General features: G+C 36.9%; 18 protein-coding genes. 4 read left to right on the forward strand and 14 right to left on the reverse strand.

Features of this window, described 5'->3' with window-relative positions; all coding sequences use genetic code 11:
- Window positions 1–141 precede the first annotated feature (141 nt).
- From BUC06_RS22055 to BUC06_RS22065, 3 genes are all read right to left on the reverse strand, one after another.
- On the reverse strand, window positions 142–378 hold the full coding sequence (locus tag BUC06_RS22055; RefSeq protein ID WP_073336602.1) for a hypothetical protein: 237 nt from the start codon (window positions 376–378) through the stop codon (window positions 142–144).
- A 148-nt stretch (window positions 379–526) separates the two neighbouring features.
- On the reverse strand, window positions 527–1,021 hold the full coding sequence (locus BUC06_RS22060) for a GNAT family N-acetyltransferase (RefSeq protein ID WP_073336604.1): 495 nt from the start codon (window positions 1,019–1,021) through the stop codon (window positions 527–529).
- Window positions 1,022–1,026: 5 nt separating this feature from the next.
- On the reverse strand, window positions 1,027–1,539 hold the full coding sequence (locus BUC06_RS22065) for a DUF421 domain-containing protein (RefSeq protein WP_083564168.1): 513 nt from the start codon (window positions 1,537–1,539) through the stop codon (window positions 1,027–1,029).
- Between the two features lie 138 nt (window positions 1,540–1,677).
- Here BUC06_RS22065 and BUC06_RS22070 point away from each other — a divergent pair, with 138 nt between their 5' ends.
- Window positions 1,678–2,229: a DUF3828 domain-containing protein gene (locus tag BUC06_RS22070; RefSeq protein ID WP_073336608.1), complete on the forward strand. Its 552-nt coding sequence runs from the start codon at window positions 1,678–1,680 to the stop codon at window positions 2,227–2,229.
- Between the two features lie 50 nt (window positions 2,230–2,279).
- On the opposite strand, the gene BUC06_RS22075 is transcribed toward BUC06_RS22070, so the two are convergent.
- Complete coding sequence (locus BUC06_RS22075; protein ID WP_073336610.1) at window positions 2,280–2,414, reverse strand: bacteriocin-like protein; 135 nt, start codon at window positions 2,412–2,414, stop codon at window positions 2,280–2,282.
- 202 nt (window positions 2,415–2,616) lie between these two features.
- Between BUC06_RS22075 and BUC06_RS22080 the strand changes: the two genes are divergently transcribed.
- On the forward strand, window positions 2,617–3,096 hold the full coding sequence (locus BUC06_RS22080) for a hypothetical protein (RefSeq protein ID WP_073336612.1): 480 nt from the start codon (window positions 2,617–2,619) through the stop codon (window positions 3,094–3,096).
- A 156-nt stretch (window positions 3,097–3,252) separates the two neighbouring features.
- Here the strand turns inward: BUC06_RS22080 and uvrA are convergent, their stop codons facing one another.
- From uvrA to BUC06_RS22105, 5 genes are all read right to left on the reverse strand, one after another.
- Entirely contained in the window at window positions 3,253–6,084 is a 2,832-nt protein-coding gene (gene uvrA, locus BUC06_RS22085; RefSeq protein ID WP_073336614.1) for an excinuclease ABC subunit UvrA, read from the reverse strand.
- Between the two features lie 282 nt (window positions 6,085–6,366).
- Window positions 6,367–7,299 carry a YiiG family protein gene (locus BUC06_RS22090; protein ID WP_073336616.1) on the reverse strand — a complete coding sequence of 311 codons (933 nt, stop codon included), beginning with the start codon at window positions 7,297–7,299 and terminating at the stop codon, window positions 6,367–6,369.
- A 21-nt stretch (window positions 7,300–7,320) separates the two neighbouring features.
- Window positions 7,321–9,204 carry a type VI secretion system baseplate subunit TssF gene (locus tag BUC06_RS22095; protein WP_073336618.1) on the reverse strand — a complete coding sequence of 628 codons (1,884 nt, stop codon included), beginning with the start codon at window positions 9,202–9,204 and terminating at the stop codon, window positions 7,321–7,323.
- 25 nt (window positions 9,205–9,229) lie between these two features.
- Window positions 9,230–9,670 carry a GPW/gp25 family protein gene (locus BUC06_RS22100; RefSeq protein ID WP_073336620.1) on the reverse strand — a complete coding sequence of 147 codons (441 nt, stop codon included), beginning with the start codon at window positions 9,668–9,670 and terminating at the stop codon, window positions 9,230–9,232.
- A 169-nt stretch (window positions 9,671–9,839) separates the two neighbouring features.
- Entirely contained in the window at window positions 9,840–11,252 is a 1,413-nt protein-coding gene (locus BUC06_RS22105) for an APC family permease (RefSeq protein WP_073336622.1), read from the reverse strand.
- Window positions 11,253–11,395: 143 nt separating this feature from the next.
- Here BUC06_RS22105 and BUC06_RS22110 point away from each other — a divergent pair, with 143 nt between their 5' ends.
- Window positions 11,396–11,911, forward strand: coding sequence for a DUF4920 domain-containing protein (locus tag BUC06_RS22110; protein WP_073336624.1), 516 nt, complete (start codon window positions 11,396–11,398; stop codon window positions 11,909–11,911).
- Window positions 11,912–11,989: 78 nt separating this feature from the next.
- Here BUC06_RS22110 and BUC06_RS22115 read toward each other — a convergent pair whose 3' ends face one another.
- Complete coding sequence (locus BUC06_RS22115) at window positions 11,990–13,099, reverse strand: M14 family zinc carboxypeptidase (RefSeq protein WP_073336626.1); 1,110 nt, start codon at window positions 13,097–13,099, stop codon at window positions 11,990–11,992.
- A gap of 842 nt (window positions 13,100–13,941) precedes the next feature.
- Here BUC06_RS22115 and BUC06_RS22120 point away from each other — a divergent pair.
- Window positions 13,942–14,478, forward strand: a complete 537-nt coding sequence (locus BUC06_RS22120) for a helix-turn-helix domain-containing protein (protein ID WP_073336628.1) — start codon at window positions 13,942–13,944, stop codon at window positions 14,476–14,478.
- Window positions 14,479–14,535: 57 nt separating this feature from the next.
- Here the strand turns inward: BUC06_RS22120 and BUC06_RS22125 are convergent, their stop codons facing one another.
- The 4 genes from BUC06_RS22125 to BUC06_RS22140 all read right to left on the reverse strand — a co-directional run bounded on the left by BUC06_RS22125 (window position 14,536) and on the right by BUC06_RS22140 (window position 18,876).
- Complete coding sequence (locus BUC06_RS22125) at window positions 14,536–15,555, reverse strand: T9SS type A sorting domain-containing protein (RefSeq protein WP_073336630.1); 1,020 nt, start codon at window positions 15,553–15,555, stop codon at window positions 14,536–14,538.
- A gap of 223 nt (window positions 15,556–15,778) precedes the next feature.
- The gene (locus BUC06_RS22130; protein WP_073336632.1) at window positions 15,779–16,945 is read right to left on the reverse strand and encodes a proline dehydrogenase family protein; all 1,167 of its coding nucleotides are present in this window, start codon (window positions 16,943–16,945) and stop codon (window positions 15,779–15,781) included.
- Between the two features lie 64 nt (window positions 16,946–17,009).
- Window positions 17,010–17,939, reverse strand: coding sequence for a UbiA family prenyltransferase (locus tag BUC06_RS22135; RefSeq protein WP_073336634.1), 930 nt, complete (start codon window positions 17,937–17,939; stop codon window positions 17,010–17,012).
- A gap of 10 nt (window positions 17,940–17,949) precedes the next feature.
- Window positions 17,950–18,876: a mevalonate kinase family protein gene (locus BUC06_RS22140; protein WP_073336688.1), complete on the reverse strand. Its 927-nt coding sequence runs from the start codon at window positions 18,874–18,876 to the stop codon at window positions 17,950–17,952.
- Between the last annotated feature and the right edge of the window lie 36 nt (window positions 18,877–18,912).

The raw sequence follows: 18,912 nt of genomic DNA on the forward strand, positions 1-18,912 counted from the left end.
ATTGTAATCTCGCTGCGTACGCTTGACGTACTGGGTTTCTAAATGTTCTTCCATAACGATGCTTTTTTTGTGTATCGATATTTCAGGACTAGACATAAGTACAAATTAAAAGCCCTGAAAAATCAGGGCTTTTTTATTTTTTCAATCTCTGTGATGTTTTCTGCCTTTGTGTTTATGATGGTGGCGGTCTCTGTGATCATTATCATCATAATACACTCTTTTTTTGACCTGTCCCGGTGCATAATACCTCGCGCTTCCTCCATACATTCTTTTGGCGTGTCCCGGCGGAACTCTTCTTACATGCTGATCATGTACAACACATGATGACATCATGAACAAGACCGTAACGACTCCTGCCATTTTAATTAAACCTTTCATTATTCTACTTTTTCAAATTTCGGTAGTGAAATAACAAGGTTGATGCCAAAATTTAAAAAAGAGGTTAGAGGTTAGAAATTAGAAGTTAGTTTAGTGATCTCTTTCAAAGTTTCACACTAATATCTAATTTGTAACTTCTAACTTTTCATTAATTTATTATTTCGCTTCTTTTTTCCATCATGATAATGTCTTTCCACTGTCCGTTCAATTTTCCGATTTTCTTTCGGACCCCTACGGTTCTGAAGCCGTTTTTCTGATGAAATCTTATGGACGCTTCATTTTCAGGAAAAATACCGGCCTGAAGAGTCCAGAATCCATGGCTCTCGCTGTCAAGGATCATTTTTTTCAGCAGGACCGAACCCAAACCTTTCCTCTGATACGTATTATCGAAATAAATACTTACTTCAGCGACTCCTTTAAAACATTCTCTCTTACTCACCGGCTTCAAGGCACACCATCCTACTATTTCATTACTTTCATTTTCCAGCACCCAGCGACAATCGTTAAAATATTCCATATTCCATGCTTCAGCAGTAGGAATTTCTGTTTCAAAAGTGGCTATACCACCCTCTACTCCCTGCCTGAAAATTTCCAATACCCTTTTTTCGTCACTGGGAAGCATTTCTCTTAATTCGTAATTCATTTTATTTAATGGTATTTTCTTTTATTCTTTCTTTTTATTCTTGAATAGTGTGTTTGTTTTCCTGTTTGATCCTGCGAAACCACACTGATATTTCCATCTACCTCAAGGATGGAAAGCTTGACATCTTTTATTTTTTCTACCCCGTGTTCTCTGATGGCCTCTTCCAGCTCATCTTTAGTGATTTTTACCCTGTTTAATGCCGTTTGATCTATAATCCCGTCCCTGATGAGAACTACAGGATCTTCTTCCATGAACGTTTCAAATTTCCGGTTGGAAAACATGAGTCTTTTTAAAATAAAATTAGCCGCAAAGAGAACAAGTGCAGCAATAAGACCGCCCTGCAAGGAAGTATCGGGTCCTACCATTGCATTCTGGACCGCATTGGAGATCAGCAGCAATAAGACCACATCACCGGCATTGAGCTGCGAAAGCTGATTTTTACCAAAAAGACGGATAGCGATTACCATAAAAAGATAAACGCATAAAGAGCGTACTACGACATCAAGTATAGGGTTCACAGATCTGGATTTATAATCAAATGTATACATTTTTATGATTAGCTGATCAATTTATTTTAACCTTAAAAAATAAAACAGGATGGTAAAAGAGTGGCATATGGTTTGACAACTTGATTGCAAAATAAGTCTCTACAAATAATGATGAAACAAACCATTTTATTTCTAAGTGCTTTTCTTTTTCTCATATCCTGTAAAAAAGAAAAAATCAAAGAATCTCTACCTCCACAAACTGAGATCAGCCAAAAAATTGATGAACTATACAAATTGTATGGGAATTCTAATGATGCGCTCTACAACCAGCCGTTTTCCGACCGTTTGTTTTCTCCAGAACTGAAAAAAGCTTTGGAAGGAGCTGTCAATGCATCAAAAGCTGATATGGAAAAGGTCAAGAAAAGCGATCATCCTGATGAAAAACCCCTGTTGTTTGAAGGTTCGGTTTTTTCAAGTTTATATGAAGGTTTTAGCGGATATAAAATAAAATCGGTTAAGATCAATCCTTCCGGTACCTCAGCAGATGCGTTTGTTGAATTGGAATACACAATGAGTCCACCCACAATTAAGTGGACTGACACGGTGCATGTAATTAATTCCGGTCAGGGATGGAAAATAGACAACATCAGTTTTGACAGTATCGGAAATTCAAAAGATCTTAAATCAAGTCTGAAGGACTTCACTCAGAATGCTCAATAATTGTTAAAACCTCATCATAAAAAAAGCTGCTTTGAGAGCAGCTTTACTTTTTAAGGGCATTGAGCGATCGGAACCTCACTGCATACTACTTTATTTAATCTTTCACAATAGACACAGTATTTCTTTGGCTCTCCGCCATAGACAGACTTTAATTCGGTTTTTGTCAGTTTTTTTAAATTTTTCATATTGCTTTAATTTTATGATTGGTTTATTAACAACGAAATTTCCAATCGTTTATTACAGTTTAATATGTTAAGCTTTCATAATTTATAATCAGCACTAAAAAGAGCTGCAATATTCTAAAAAGGCATCTTTTTAGGACTGAAATCTTGTTTAGATTTTATTCTATATCTTTAAATACACCAAAAACAATTAAAAAATATTGAAATGATCACACCAAAAGGGGCCCATGCAGGGCAATTAGAACCAGCAAAAAAATCATTGATATCAAATGGTCTTCTTTCTGGGCAGGATGACATGAGCATTTATAACAAAGGCGTATGTCACGATGTTGTAGCATATGCTCTTTATATGAGAGGCGCTGCTATATCTCCGGATGAGCTTGTACAGTTTCGTGCGCAAGGATGGCTGACTAAATTCAATTATCCTTCGGGAGACCAATGGGATGGCTACGCTGTACTTCCTAAGGGAAAAGCAATAGGTTTTTACAGAGTAAGAGATAAAACATGGTTTCATTCAGCTATCACTACAGGAAACGGATCAGAAGTAAGATCTGTAAACGGTTTTTCACTGGGAACTGCATGGTCAGTTCCGATAGATATGAAGTGGGTTTTAGGTAAGCCTAATGATGACGGAACATTTAATTATGACGGCACTAAAATAGAAGTTTATATATCTTCTTTATAACAGATTATGATTCTCAATTTTTAAGAATCAGATCCTATAAATTTTAATAAAAAGAGCGAAACCTATCCGGATCGCTCTTTTTTATTTTTTGTGAATACAAAATATCAGAAATAAAAAAGCCACAATCTCACCGTGGCTTTCTGTATTATTCAAAGTCTATTCTAATTCTCTTTTCAAAAATTTTCCGGTCAAACTTTTCTTAGACTTCACGATCTCTTCAGGGGTTCCCTGAGCTACGATTTGTCCACCATGTTTTCCACCTTCCGGGCCTACATCAATAATATGGTCGGCCAGTTTGATCACATCCATATTATGTTCAATAATGATGAATGAGTTTCCTAATTCTACCAGTTGATTAATAGCTTCCATCAGAATCTTTACATCCTCAAAGTGAAGTCCGGTAGTAGGTTCATCTAAGATATACAGGGTGTTTCCGGTTTGTCTTTTTGAAAGTTCTGTCGCAAGCTTAATACGTTGTGCTTCTCCTCCTGAAAGAGTGGTCGACTGCTGTCCTAAAGTAATATATCCCAATCCGACATCCTGCAGAGTCTTTACCTTAGCAAAGATCTTGGGAATCGGCTGGAAGAAATCTACCGCTTCATCGATTGTCATATCCAGTACATCGGAGATGGATTTTCCTTTGTAACGTACTTCCAGGGTTTCTCTGTTGAAACGTTTTCCGTTACAGGTTTCACAATGAACATATACATCAGGAAGGAAATTCATTTCAATGACTTTCAATCCTCCCCCCTGACAGGTTTCACATCTTCCTCCTTTTACATTGAAAGAGAATCTTCCGGGTTTATATCCACGGATTTTACTTTCAGGAAGTTCTGCAAAAAGATTTCTGATATCGGTAAACATTCCCGTGTACGTCGCAGGATTTGAACGTGGTGTTCTTCCGATTGGCGTCTGGTCTACATCTACAATCTTATCAATATTATCAAGACCTTCAATCTTCTTATAAGGAAGAGGCTCCTGAACCGCTCTGTAGAAATGCTTATTTAGAATGGGATATAAAGTTCCATTAATCAATGAAGATTTTCCGCTTCCTGAAATCCCTGTTACCACTACTAATTTTCCTAACGGAATATCAAGGGTAACATTTTTAAGATTATTTCCTGTAGCTCCTTTTAAGAGTATATTTTTTCCGCTTCCTGCTCTTCTCTCTGAAGGGACTTCGATTTTTCTTTTTCCATTAATATACTGTGCCGTAATCGTATCTGCCTTTAACAGATCTTTCGGTTTTCCCTGCCACAATATTTCTCCGCCGAATTTTCCGGCTCTCGGTCCAATATCCAGTACCTCATCAGCTTCCAGGATCATATCTTTGTCGTGCTCTACAACAATCACAGAGTTTCCGATATCTCTGAGGTTCTTCAGTGAGCTGATCAGTCTTTCATTATCTCTCTGGTGAAGTCCGATACTGGGTTCATCCAGAATATACAACACATTCACAAGCTGTGACCCGATCTGTGTCGCCAAACGTATTCTCTGTGATTCACCTCCCGAAAGCGTTCTGGAACTTCTGCTTAAGCTCAGATAATCTAAGCCTACATCCAAAAGGAACTGAAGTCTTGTTTCAATCTCTTTTAAGATCTCGTACGCAATGATTTTATTTTTTTCCGAGAATTTATCTTTAATGTATGATAACCATTCTTTTAAATCAGATAGGCTTAAAGCATTTACCTCAGCGATATTTTTACCATCTATCTTAAAACTTAAGCTTGCAGGCTGAAGACGCGTTCCGCCGCATTCCGGACAGGTTTCTTCAGTGGTGAAATGTCTCTCCAGCAACACTGCTTCATAAGACTCTCTTTCATCAATGATCTCTTCCATAAAAGTAATCAGACCATCAAAGCTTATTTTTATCTTTTTGGTAATCCCTGCATATTTCAGGTCTTTATTAAATTCTTTATGGCATCCGTTGTAGATATAGTCCAAAGCCTCTTCGGGAATATCCTGCATAGGCGTTGCCATTCCCAATCCAAAAATCTCAAGGATATTTTTGATCTGAGAAAGAATCCATTTGTTGGATTTAATATCTTCCAGTGGTAATAGTCCCCCCTGGTTGATTGACAGTTTAGGATTTTCAATAAAATAATCTGTATTGATCTTTTTAATGGTTCCTAATCCTTTGCAGTCCGGGCAGCTTCCTTTCGGAGAGTTGAAGGAGAATGTATTCGGTTCCGGAAGTGCCAGTGAATGTCCTGTTTCGGCATCCATCAGGTTTTTCGAGAAGTATTCAATATCTGCACCTCCCAGTTTCTGGATTCCTATCACTCCCTCACCCATTTCCATTGCCGTACGCAGGGATTTTTCCATTCTGGATTCGGAAGCATTTTCCCCAATGATCCAGCGGTCGATAACGATGTCGATATCGTGGGTTTTGTAACGGTCAAGTTTGAGATCGTATTCGATGTCCTGAAGTTCACCGTCAATTCTCGCCTGTCCGTAGCCTTTTTTAGCCATCTGCACGAAAAGCTCGTGGTAATGTCCTTTTCTGGAACGTACGACAGGAGCCATCAGCATTATTTTTTCACCTTTATAATTTTCCTTGATCGCTTCCAGAATCTGATCTTCTGTATAACTTACCAATCTTTTTCCTGTAGACAGAGAGTAGGCATCAGAAACCCTTGCATATAAAAGACGCAGATAATCGTAAAGTTCAGTAACGGTTCCTACAGTAGACCTTGGATTTTTGTTGGTTGTTTTCTGCTCGATAGCAATTACCGGAGAAAGTCCTTCGATCTTGTCTACATCAGGACGCTCCAAGCCTCCTAAAAACTGACGCGCATAGGCCGAGAATGTTTCGATATAACGACGCTGCCCTTCAGCAAAGATGGTATCAAAAGCCAAAGATGATTTTCCGCTCCCTGAAAGTCCGGTAATGACAACCAGTTCGTTGCGCGGAATCTTAACATTAATATTTTTAAGGTTGTGTTCACGTGCTCCGTAAACTTCTATATATTCGGTTGATTTACTCATAATTTGGAGTGACTCTGCCTGAAAATCACAATGTGCAAAATTACGGAATTTTATGGAATTGTGTAAGGTGGAAAGTTTTTATTAAAGTTTAATTTTAGTTAAATTTTTAAGGGGGTCAATATTGAGAAAAAGCATATCTGTCTTAATAATCAGAAGTGGAATTTCAGTTTCTGCTAACTACCGGCTGTTTTAGTGATTTTAATTGCTTTGTAGTATAAGCTCATAAAAAAGACTGACAGCATAGCATGTATCAGTCTTTTCCTATAAATTATATTGTAATCCCTATTTCACAAATGAATTGTATGAGTTGAGTACAGATTCATACGAGGAATCAATTTGCTGGATATCACCGTCGGAAATCTTTCCTGTGCCTTTAGCATCACGGATCAGTTTTCTATAGGTATCCAAAAAGCTGGAAGCAGTCTTATTGAAGTTTTCAAACTGTGATTTTTTATAAGAATACTGAGGATCTTTCACGCTGAATTCTAATTTTGAATTGACTTCTACCGTTTTGGCAAGCTCATCATATTTTTTCTGAGCTTCCGCTTCGTTGAACTTTCCTGAATACTGCTTATCCAACAGATCAATATTGGAATCAAGAGAGTTCATTACATTTTTGGAAGAGATGATGTACTCCTTCATCGGGTGATCCTTAAGAATTACTTCTTCGGAAGCATCGGTTCCCGGCTTAATTTTGGCCACCACGTTTTCTCCTGAAGTAAATAGAGCCTGAGCTTCCGTCTCAATATCCTTTGTGATGGCATCTGCTTTCGCTCCTTTATCGTCTTTATAATCTTCAGAATTCATATAGGATTTAAGCTCTTCAAACTTTTTCTCAATATTTTCTTTTTTAGCCTTGTAGATGTTAAAGTCTGCTTCTATCGCTGCTTTGTCTTTTCCAAACCCTGAAGGCACCTCTTTAATCTTTCCGAATGCATAATCCATTGAGTTGATCACAATAGGCATCATCACAACTCTTTCTCCTTTCGCTTTCGCTGAGGCGGCATCTGCGTATTTAAGTATGCTTTCGATATGTTTGGAAGTACTTTTATAGGAATCTAAAAAATTGTTGTTAAAATCAATAATTGCATTGGCATCATTTGCTCCGCCAAGATTCAAAACAGATTTACCCAGTGTACTGATGTCTTTTTTACAGCTGATGACACTTACTGAAGTAAATGTCAGCGCCATTGCAAGTACGATAATCTTTCTCATATTTTATAGTTTAGGTATTATTTATATTTCGTCAAGATCGATGTCTTCATTGCTTATTTTTACTACATATTCGATCCCGTCAATAGCTTTTGAAATGATTTGGTTCCTTAGGATATTGGCCATATTTTCCCAGTAGGCTCTTCCGTAAAAAGAATAGTTCATAGGAATGATTTCCACCTCAACAGTTCTTACAAAACCTTCTTTAGGACGGTTGCTGATCATGGTTCCCCTTTTTACCCTTACTTCTTTCACCTCATCTTTCAGGATCATTCTGCAATAGTTCTTAACGTCTTCGAGTGAAATGATCTTATCTCTTGTGGTTAAAGCATATTTATACGCCTGAATACTATCTGTACCTTTCTGCTCTTCAGAACCACCTATAGTTTCTGTAAGAAGCACAACAGTCTGAGACTTCAGCTGGTTGGAAAGTTCTGTTCCCGGACGCATATGATTCGCCAGTGTACAGTGGGTCACCCAGAAAGAAGCATAAGTATGGTCTGCTTTTTCTACAGGTTCCATGATCACGTAATTCAGCTCCTGTCTGATATTTCTTTTGGCGTTGTTTACTTTCTGCACCATGGTCTTCATTTTGTCAGACATTTCGCTGAGTACGCCTTTAACATTATCTCTGTTTAAAAGTGAAAATGCAGCGATCTCATCTCTGGTGAGTTCCAGCACATTGGCGATCATGTCTACCGCATTTCTATTGGTAAAACGTTCCATTCCTCCCTTTCTTACCGTATATAAACCTTTTTTAAGGTCATCGGCAGGAGTAAAAGGAATCTCGGTATATTTTCTTCCATCACCGTCCTGAACTTCATCCACATAGAGGAAATGTTCGCCTTCGTCTGTAACGAGAGGAATATTGTTTCCCATGATATCTAAACTGTATTCTGTTTTCTTCCAGCCTCTGTTGTAAATGGGAAAAGCATTCATTACAAACGAAAAATTATCCAGAATTTCGGCAGAAAACTGGGGTGGAAATTCAAAAGTCAGCCATAGATAGCGCTTGTCGCCGATCTGTTTTCTGATATCCTCTTTTCCATCGAGAAAATCAAGGTTCTGTGGAAGCTTTCCAGGCTCTGAAAAAAGACTGCTTGAAAGTCCTGTGATTTCGATAAATTTATGGCGATAAATACTTTTAATATCTTCAATAGCTTTATTCCGTATTGATTGCTCTTTAAACATCTGCTCATATCCTTCAGGCTGATTATTCGTAAGGTAGCTTAATCCTTCTCTTACAAACAAAGGATTTCCATTACTGGTTACCGTAATATAAGGAAGAAGCTTATAGACAAAATCCATATGTTCAAAAGCAGGATTTGAGCAGAATACGCTTATATATTTGGGGAAATTTTCACTCGTATATCTGCTGACATCCACTCCTATCGTCACCTTTCTGTAATCTTCCGGTTTTCCCTGGAATCTGGCTACCGGTATTTTATTAAGTCTGTCATCAATGCTGTAGCAGGTATTTCCCACAAACATTACTGCAGTCTGTACCTTATTGATCCGCACATTTCCTACCGGTGTAAAAGGAATATTCAGCTGTTTGTCCGATTCCGATTTCACGGTAGAGGTCATTTGCTTACGGAAGAAGAATTCTGTATGTTCCAGCAGAACCTCCGAAGATTCGTAAGGCAGTGTAAAAGCAACCGCATGGGCAGGAACCGGATGAGTGTAAATGGAAGGCGTCAGAAGTTTTGCCAGTTTCTCAAGGATCCTTGCATTAACTGTCTGAATTTCGTTATTGGCTTTAAAGACTTCCGTACTGAAGGCGTCTATCAGTAATTTCACAAAAGGATCCAGAGATTGCGGGCTTTTCAGTCCCCACACTTTGGTGGCGTTCTGAAGCATTCTTGCTTTTACCGATTCTTTGGAATATATATTTTGATCTAAGTTCATAAATTTTTCTTGCTGTTAAAAAGATTTAGTCAATAGACATCGGACTTAAAAATAATTCTGTAGAAAAGCTGAAACGCTCCCCTGTTGCCTCCATTTTTGCATTAATGGCAATTCTTACTTTCTTTTTGATCTCTGTGTGTTCTTTGGTATCGTAGCTGTGTTCTACAAACTGAATATGAGCATCAACCTGTGCCTGTACAATCCGTGGTTCGTATTCCTGAATCTGCCTTCTCAGGCTTTTGATGAAAACGCTTTCCCATACGGCGCTGGTAACTCCATTATCGAATTCCAGACTCCAAACGTCGTTTCCATAGTTGTCATCATATCGGTTTTCGCCTTTTTTGGTGGTGATCAGCAGCATGATATTGTGCGCAATGCTTTCTCCCATGTCGCAGATATCAATGCTCCCGCCTTCAGTCATGAGTGTTGAAGGCACAAAAGGCATTCTGTAATTTGGTGTATCCATAGTCAGCTTCTTATTTACTTCATGGTCTAGTTTACTTAAAAAGAACTACCAAAATACACATTTTCATGAAATAAACAGGAAAATACCGCAAAAATATTATCAAAAATAAGGGCTCACAGATTCGTCCGGAAGCCCTCAAGCAATATAAATTCGGTTAGATTTCAGCGTACTAATCTATTTGTTTTTTTCTGTTAATAAAATAATAAACCGGAAGTCCCAGCAAGACCATTACAAATCCAGGCCATGTGTATTGCTGTTTATAGATCAGAAGCAGTACACAAAATCCTGTTCCTATCAGAAGATAGATGATAGGAGTTACCGGATACAACCACGTTTTATATGGTCTCTCCAGTTCCGGCTTCTTAAACCTTAAATAAATAACTCCGAAAACAGTGATCATATAAAATAAAACAATCACGAAAGAAATCATATCCAGGAGATTACCATACTGCCCGCTCAGGCAAAGCAATGAAGCCCATATTCCCTGCATCCATAAAGCATTTTCCGGCACCTCATTTTTATTATTCTTCTCCGCTGAATTGAAAAACATTCCGTCTTTGGCCATGGTCTGAAATACTCTTGCTCCGGCAAGGATCAGCCCGTTGTTGCATCCGAATGTGGAAACCATCACAAGAACTGCAATAATAACAGTCCCTGCACTTCCAAAGATATTCTGTGATGCAGCCACCGCTACCCTGTCATTCGTAGCAAAAGCAATGCTGTCTCTGTCCAAGGCGTTTAGGTATACATAATTAACCGCCAGATAGAGAATCATCACTGCGGAAGTTCCATAGATCATTGATTTAACAATATTTTTTTTTGGATTTTCCACTTCTCCGGAAACGAACGTCACACTTTCCCAAGCTACAGAACTGAAAACGGACCCTACCATTGCAGCAGCAATACCTCCAAGTAAAGTCATTCCACCAATCGGCTCCCAACCTTCTTTAAGAAAATTACCACTTATATCTTTTTTGAGATTATTATACGAATCTGAACCAAGGCTAAAATTTTCAGACAGATGGGAGAAATCAACCAAAATGAATCCTGCAGCAATCAATCCTAGTAAAGCGATGATTTTTGAACCTGTAAATACATTCTGAAGCAGTTTCCCACTCTGAACACCTCTTGTATTAATATAAGTAAGTAAAAGGATAACGGCTATTGCCAAGATCTGTATCCATGTGATTTTAAATTCTCCACTCTGAAAAAGGGGTGCAGCATCATTCAATGACGGAACAAGATACGCGGTAAATTTACCAAAAGCCATCGCCACTGCGGCAATAGTTCCCGTCTGAATCACTGTAAACAGTCCCCATCCGTAAAGAAACCCCATTTTTTTTCCAAAAATCTCTTTAAGATAAGTATATTGTCCGCCGGCCTTTGGAAACAAAGCTGAAAGTTCTCCATAACTGATGGCCGCTGCTACAGTCATTATTCCCGTAATGATCCAAACGATCACCAGCCAGAAACCGGATCCCAGATTCCGCATCATATCGGCACTAACAATAAATATCCCACTTCCAATCATGGAGCCCATTACCAGCATAATGGCATCCCAAAGTTTCAGTTTTTTTTGCATAGTCAAGTATAGGCGTCAAATATAAACAAATCTGACATTCATTTTGGAATTTGTTTAAAATTTACAGCAACACCTGCTTTTTATCAACTTTTTACCGAATTATTATTCAATTTTAATTAGTACTTTTGAAAAAAATATTAAAAATGAAATTCAAGGCTATTTTATTAGCAACAGCTGTAAGTGTTTCTACTTTAGCTTTTGCACAGGAGACCTCACAGAAAAAGTTCGGACCACCGGCAGGAAATGCTATTGTAGGTGATACTTACGGATCAGGAGTGGTTTCAACTTCAGAATCAAAAGCCATTACAGTAGATAAGCTGAGCAAAAAACTTAAAAAGGATAACAAAAAAGTGGAAGGCGTAGCTGTAAAAGGAAAAGTAACGGATGTATGTGAGAAAAAAGGATGCTGGCTAACGATTCAGACTGAAGATAATTCTCAGTTTTTCGTAAAAATGAAAGACTATGCATTCTTTGTACCGACCGCTTTAAAAGGTAAGATGGTAGTAATGGAGGGAACGGCAGAAAGAAAAGTAACTTCTATAGACGAGCAGAAACATTATGCCGAGGATGCCAAAAAACCTCAGGCTGAAATTGATGCCATTACCTCTCCTAAAGAAGAGATCAGGTTTGTAGCCAACGGAATCAAAGTAGTGAACTAGTCTCCGCTTTAAAAATAAATAACGTCCTCAAGAAGTACTCCTTTTTGAGGACGTTTCGTTTATGTGTACTCGTACAATCTAATCTTCTATTGTAAATTCAACCTGGGCATCCAGTTTTGGATATTTAGTAGCCGCTATAAACTTCTTTCCTGTACAGTCTATTTCAAGCCAACCTTTTTTACCTTTTACGTCTCCTACTTCCATCACAAACGGAACGAAAGATATCTCATCTTTTCCTTCTTCGATCATTTCGCGGTATTGAACTGCAACATCCAAAATGCATTCATGGTCTGTATTGAGTTTTACATTCCTGTAAATAATATCGTAATGCGTTTCCTGGTTTTCAGGTATTTCAAGGTATTTCTCCCAGCCCTCTGTATCAGTGTTCAATTCACTGATTGCCTTCAAAGCATAATACAAAGCGATCGTATAATATTTTCTGGTTTCTTTTCTCGTATAATCCTCTACGAAATGGCCCCCTTCAAATAAAATCGTAGGCATTCCTTCCTTAATAAAATTATCTCCTGTAGAGGTTGGATAAAACTCATCAGAGTATCTTCCAATCTGGTTGGGAATTAATTCTTTTAAGTTTTCATATACCCTTCCTATAACAGCCATACATTTTTTTCTGTTATCCGTTACCGTACGTTCTACATTTTCTGAAGGAGCCAGAAACGAAAGAGTCGCCGGATGGATCCCGTCTGTTGTGAAAATGGTTCTCTGCTCATGAAGATTTAACGCATAATCATAGGTATCTGAAGCCGCAGCCTTTTTAAGAAATTTAATCTCCTTACTGGACTCATTATGGAAATCTCTGTTCAGATCAATCTCAACAGCATTAAGCCTTGTCCATTTTTCCGATCCGTCAGGATTAAGCATAAAAATAAAATCCAGCCTGATCTTGCTCAAAAGATCTTCTTTCATTTCGGGAGTCTTATCCAAAGTTTCAAGCAGGTCGAGCATTGCATGGGTAGCGTTTGATTCGTTACCATGCATTTGTGACCAGGCAAGAACTTTAACTGTTCCTGTTCCTACGCTTAACTGATAAATGGGCTTATCTAAATATGATTTTCCAATCTCTTGAATGTAATCGCCGAGATTGGCCTGTAAATAAGAAAATAATTTTCTAGGGGAAATATAGCGGTTTGAGAAATTAGGATTTGGAAAATAGATCTGTTCAAAATTCATTATAAATAATTTACAAGAGTCAAATTTAATGATTTTTAGACAGAAAAAATAAGTTAACATTTGTAATTTATCTAAACAAGCCTGACTGCCATTTTGTCTGTGGATAAAATTGTTAATTAAATACAATATAGATCAAAACATGCAATTAACACTAAATCAGTTTATTATAAAGTTTATATCAATTATATTTACAACATTACTTTAAGCTTAAAAGATACTCAATATCTATCAATAGACATAATATAACTAAACAATAAAAATGTGGAAAACTCAGTAACTGACCTATGTATACAAATGTAAAATTGGATTTTTTGACATTTAATGCTGAATTTCAGAGTGATTTATAGTTTAAAAGGATCTTAATATGAATTCACAAAATCCGAATTTAGGAAAAGAATGATTCCTTCTCCATTTATAACATAATAGACTTATAATAAAGTGTTTATCCTGTTGTTTACTTTTGTATACACCGTAATAACCCCTTCTTTTATGTATAAAGTGACCTTTTATCATAAAAAAGCGATAATCTATAATTTACATTTGAAAACACCAATAATTAATTGATTAAAAGATAGTTATCATTATAATTAAACCCATTTTGACATTAGTAAACAAAGTAATATTTAATGATCACTATTTAACAGATAAAACACAGACATCTATAATTTACTTAGTTAAATAGATATATAATAGAAAATAAAATTATATAAATGGCTATATATTAAGTAATTAAATTTAAGTTTACAATTGTACACGACCGAAATTTAGAACTATTTACTTTTGTAACTTGTCTATGTAAATTATGTTATTTACATTTGTAAAACAATTGACAACTTATTTTTATGAGTTTAAACGAAAGAATTTCCAAAGTTATAGAGTATTCCAACCTCAGTTCTTCTGAGTTTGCAGATGAAATTGATGTGCAGCGATCTTCCATATCCCATATTACTTCCGGAAGAAACAAACCGTCTCTTGAATTTATTATAAAGATCAAATCCCGTTTTCCTGAAATTCTTTGGGATTGGCTAGTGACAGGAGAAGGTGAGATGTTGAAATCTGACTTACCTGAAATAGAATCTTCCCCGGAAGAGAAAACGGAGGAGGAAAAAGTAAAACCTACTCCTCTGCCCGATTTATTTACCATGATGAAGGATGATGAAGATTTCGGAACAGAAGAGGAAATTGAGGCCCTTAATGAGAGCCCGCGAGAATCGTTTACACCGCCCCCATATAAAGCTCAGAAAAATATATCCGATTCTCAGCGATTAGACCATCCAAATGATCAAATCATTAATCAAGTTATTGGAAATCAATCCAGTAAGATAAAGAGAATTGTTTTGTTCTATGAAAATGGAAAATTTGAAAGTTTTGAGCCATAAAAAACCTGGCCAAAGAAAATGACCAGGATAAAAAATATTTGAAGAAGAAAACTAAAGCTACTGCTTTATTAATTTTGTAATTTTTGTATGGCCGCCTTCATTCTGTATTTTCAGAATATAGTTTCCTTTCGGCAGATCCGAAACATTGTATTCTTCAGAACCTTTCAATGTTTTTATTAACTTTCCGGAAGCATCTATAATTTCCACACTGTTTATTTTAAATTTTTCAGGATTATTAATTCTGAAAATATCTTTTACGGGATTCGGATAAGCCTGCACTCTGTTATCATATTGCATCGTTTCCTGTGTTCCTAATGTTGCAGCAGTAAAAGTAATGACAAAAGGCATATCCAAAGGATAGTCCGGGGCAGTTGCAGGATTTCCGGCATCTACAACACTAGTCCAAGTTCCACCAATAGCATCAAACTGTTTGGCATTAAAGGTAGCAAGTCCTCTATTTCCTATGATGGTGACCGGAGGTAAAAATCCGGCGCTAGCAGGAACTACATTTTGCAACTGATATTTTATCCAATACGTTCCCGGGCCTAAAGTTTTAGGAGTACTGGCTGTAATTTTCCATATCTTCCTGGTGGTTCCCGGCGTGGTGGGAAGAGGTACCTGACTATTTCCAATCCTGTACATATTGGAATCTACACCAGCACTGAATCTGTTGGTTGTATCATCTCCATATACACTTACAGCACCTGTTATCGAAGGATCTGAACTAAAAATATTAACCCTTACCGTATTAAAAGGTGAAGTAGTCCCCGCGTAGCTGGTCTGATAGGCAAAAAAATCAATGGTAGTCATCTGCCAGCTGGAACCCGCTGGAACTGTAAAATCATCTGCGAGAAAAAAGCTTGCTGTCGAAGAGCTGAATGTTCCACCCAATCCAAGACTGGTATTAGATTCTGTAGTATTCCCTGTGTTATTCTGAAGTTCAGACCATGTATATCCAGTCGGTGCTGCAGTACCGCCTTTAGAAGTAGCTCCGGTACTTAAGCCTCCATTATTATAGGTTTGGGCGAAGGCAAGGTTAGCTGTCATACAGACAGCAACGAGTAATGTTTTTTTCATATATTAGTTTTTATTGGTTGAATCAAATGTAGAAAATTATAACAAATAAAACAATAAAAAGTTAATATTTTTAATAAATATTCAACATAATCTTATTTTATGTATATTATCATAAATAGAAGATAACTATCAAAATTCATTATTGGATCACCTTCTTCTATAAATAGAGCAACAAAAAAACCTGCAAAAATTGCAGGTTTAGCATCTATAATAATAATTATAACTATTTTTTTCTTCTGTCCAGTTCTTTTTTGATAAGACCCAGCTCTCTTCCCGTTTGTCCGGCTACAGAAGTATTCTCCCTTGCTCTTCTTGTAAGATATGGAACCACATCCTTAACGGGGCCATAAGGCAGATATTTAGCCACATTATAGCCTTTATCTGAAAGGTAGAATGAAATATTATCACTCATTCCGTAAAGCTGTCCAAAATAGATGTGTGGATTTCCGTTTTCCAGAGATTTTGCTTTCATTTTATCCATGATCAATTCTGAAGAAATCTCATTATGGGTACCAAAAAATGCAGATACTTTATCTAAATGATTCATGACGAAATCAATTCCCGCATTGTAATTTTTGTCTGAAGCTTCTTTGGTTGGCTGGATAGGATCCGCATATCCTTTTTCTGCGGCTCTTGCCCTTTCCTTCTCCATATAAGCACCACGAACGATCTTATATCCAATGAAATAATTCTTTTCTCTTGCTCTCTGAAGATCTTGCTCCATATATTCCAGTCTGCCTGTCCTGTACATCTGGATGGTATTCCAAACGATCGGCTTTTGCTGGTTATATTTTTCCATCATCTGTTCACACAGTTGGTCTGCCGCATCCTGCATCCAGGTCTCTTCAGCATCTACCATTACTTTTTTATCATTTTCATGACAAAGTCCGCATACTTCATCGAATCTTTTAACGACTCTTGCCCATTCTTCTTTCTGGCTAGAAGTAAGTTCAGCCCCTTTTCCCACCGCTTCATAAAGGTCAATTCTTCCAAAAGCAGTTGGCTTAAATACAATAAAAGGAATCGCCGGATTTCCTACCGAAAATCTGATAATATCTTTAATTTCCTTGCACACTGCATCAAAAGTTTCTTCATCTTCCTTACCTTCAATCGAGTAATCGAAAATACTTCCTACTCCTCTTTTGAACAGCTGTTTAACCACTTTCATACTTTCTTCACGGGTCTCTCCTCCGCAGAACTGTTCAAACAAAGTGCTTTTTACAATTCCCGTTACAAAAGGAAAATTGTTGTGTACTGTAAAATTAAGGACAGAAGTTCCAAGACTGGTAAGAGCAGGCTGTTCAATCATTTTAAACATCCAGTAGGCCTTTCTCAATTGTGCATCAGACTTGTCTGCAAATGCAACTTTAGTATCGTTAAAAATGGGCATTCCTTTTTATTAAATTTAGTTTTGCAAAGGTAATAATAACCTCAGTTTATTTAAAGAAATTTTTCTATAATTTATTCTCAATTCCGTTCAATAGCATGGCTATAATTCCTATAAAAACCCAAAATCTTAATATATTGAGGGTAAAGAACTTATTTCTTCGGGAAGAACTCAATAAAAGATAAATACAAAGAATCATCACAAACAGCCCTCCAGTAAAATAGTAAGCCATAAATCCGGAAATACCGGTTTTGGCAATAAGCTTCATAGAAACAGCCATGGTGATCATCAGTAGAGAAATAATAATGATCTGGGTATTTCTGCTTTTAAAATAGTTAGGAATTGTGGTATACCCAAATGCTTTGTCAACACTTTTAGTAAGCATATCTTTGACAATATCGATGCATAAAAGTATTAGGAAAAGAAAAATAGCCATCAACATCACCTTCCTGGAAAACGTTTCATAATACACCATCATTCCAAAAAAAGGATATAATGTGAGACTTACAAAAGTAAGATTATTGATCATCAGCAATCTGCTTAATTTATGGCTGTAAAACCACATAAAAAACTGGTAAACGACAAAGAATGCAAAAACTTTATGGGAAATCGTCCAGGCGACACCAAGAGAAATGGCACTAAGAACAAGATAAGCATATAAAAAATATTTCTGCTTGATGAAACTTTGGATTCTGGTGCGGAAAGGCTTTACAATATGATCTTTTTCAAGGTCATAAAACTGATTGATGATTCCGCCAGCCAGAATAGTCACTACCGTACAGAAAATAATACCGTGTACTTTGAAATCGAAGACAAATTTTCTAAAGGTTTCATCCTGATTAAAAAGGAAAAAAGTAGATACATACAAAGCAAACGTAAGCAATAGTGCTACAAAAAAACGGGCACCGATAAGAAAGCCAACGAATTGCGAAAATCTGTACAATATAGATTTCCAGATATAATTTTTAGACTGGAAAGTTTCTTTTTCAGAATTCATTCCAGTTTTTTTAAAATCTGTAAATCACTTCTTTCTGGAAGCCTTCAAGCATTTTTTCTGCTTTCGCGTAATCTTTGGTAAAGCCCAGAATATATCCACCTCCACCACTTCCGCAGAGTTTCAGATAGTAGGCATTAGAATCAAGTCCTTTTTTCCAGATGTTGAAAATACTTTCAGGAATCATAGGGCGGAAATGTTCATAAGCCCAATGGGAAAGCTTTTTCAGATTTCTGAAGAAAGGATTCATGTCTTTTTTAAGGAAAGATTCGATGCATGCGTTGTTGTAACGGATGAACTCCTCTTTTAGGGTTTTCCGGAAACCTTCGGTCTTCATTTTTTCAAAGAAGATCTGGATCATAGGTCCGGTTTCTCCGGTGATCCCACTGTCGATAAGGAATATCGCTCCTTTTCCTTCCTCTCCATCCGGGATGGAAACACGGTCCAGGTTTTCTTTATTTTCGATAAGAATGGGCAGGTTCATATAACAGATCAAAGGATCCATTCCTGAACTTTTACCATGGAAATAGCTTTCCATCTCTCCGAAGACAGTTTTTAATTTTTTCAGATTATCTTTTGAAATCTGGTCAGGATCTAATTTGCTGATTGCATATTTTTCGAAAATAGCAGCAACCAAAGCTCCTGAACTTCCTACTCCATATCCCTGAGGAATATTGGAATCAAAGAAAAGTCCTGATGCAATATCATTTTTAAAGCGTTCAATATCCAACTGAAAATCATCAGAAAGATCAAGCGCTGCAAGGAAATCAGAATATTTCTGCAGATGTCTGTTGGATTTAAGTTCAAATTCAGAACTCAAATCTGAGAATTTAAGGGTTCCTTTATAGAAACTGTAGGGTACTACAAGACCCTGAGAGTCTTCAATCATCCCATATTCTCCGAACAGAATTATTTTTGCATAAAATAGAGGGTTCGTCATTTTGACAATAAATCTTTTTACAAAGTTAAAATTATT

Source organism: Chryseobacterium carnipullorum (assembly GCF_900142785.1).
GTDB classification, from domain to species: domain Bacteria; phylum Bacteroidota; class Bacteroidia; order Flavobacteriales; family Weeksellaceae; genus Chryseobacterium; species Chryseobacterium carnipullorum.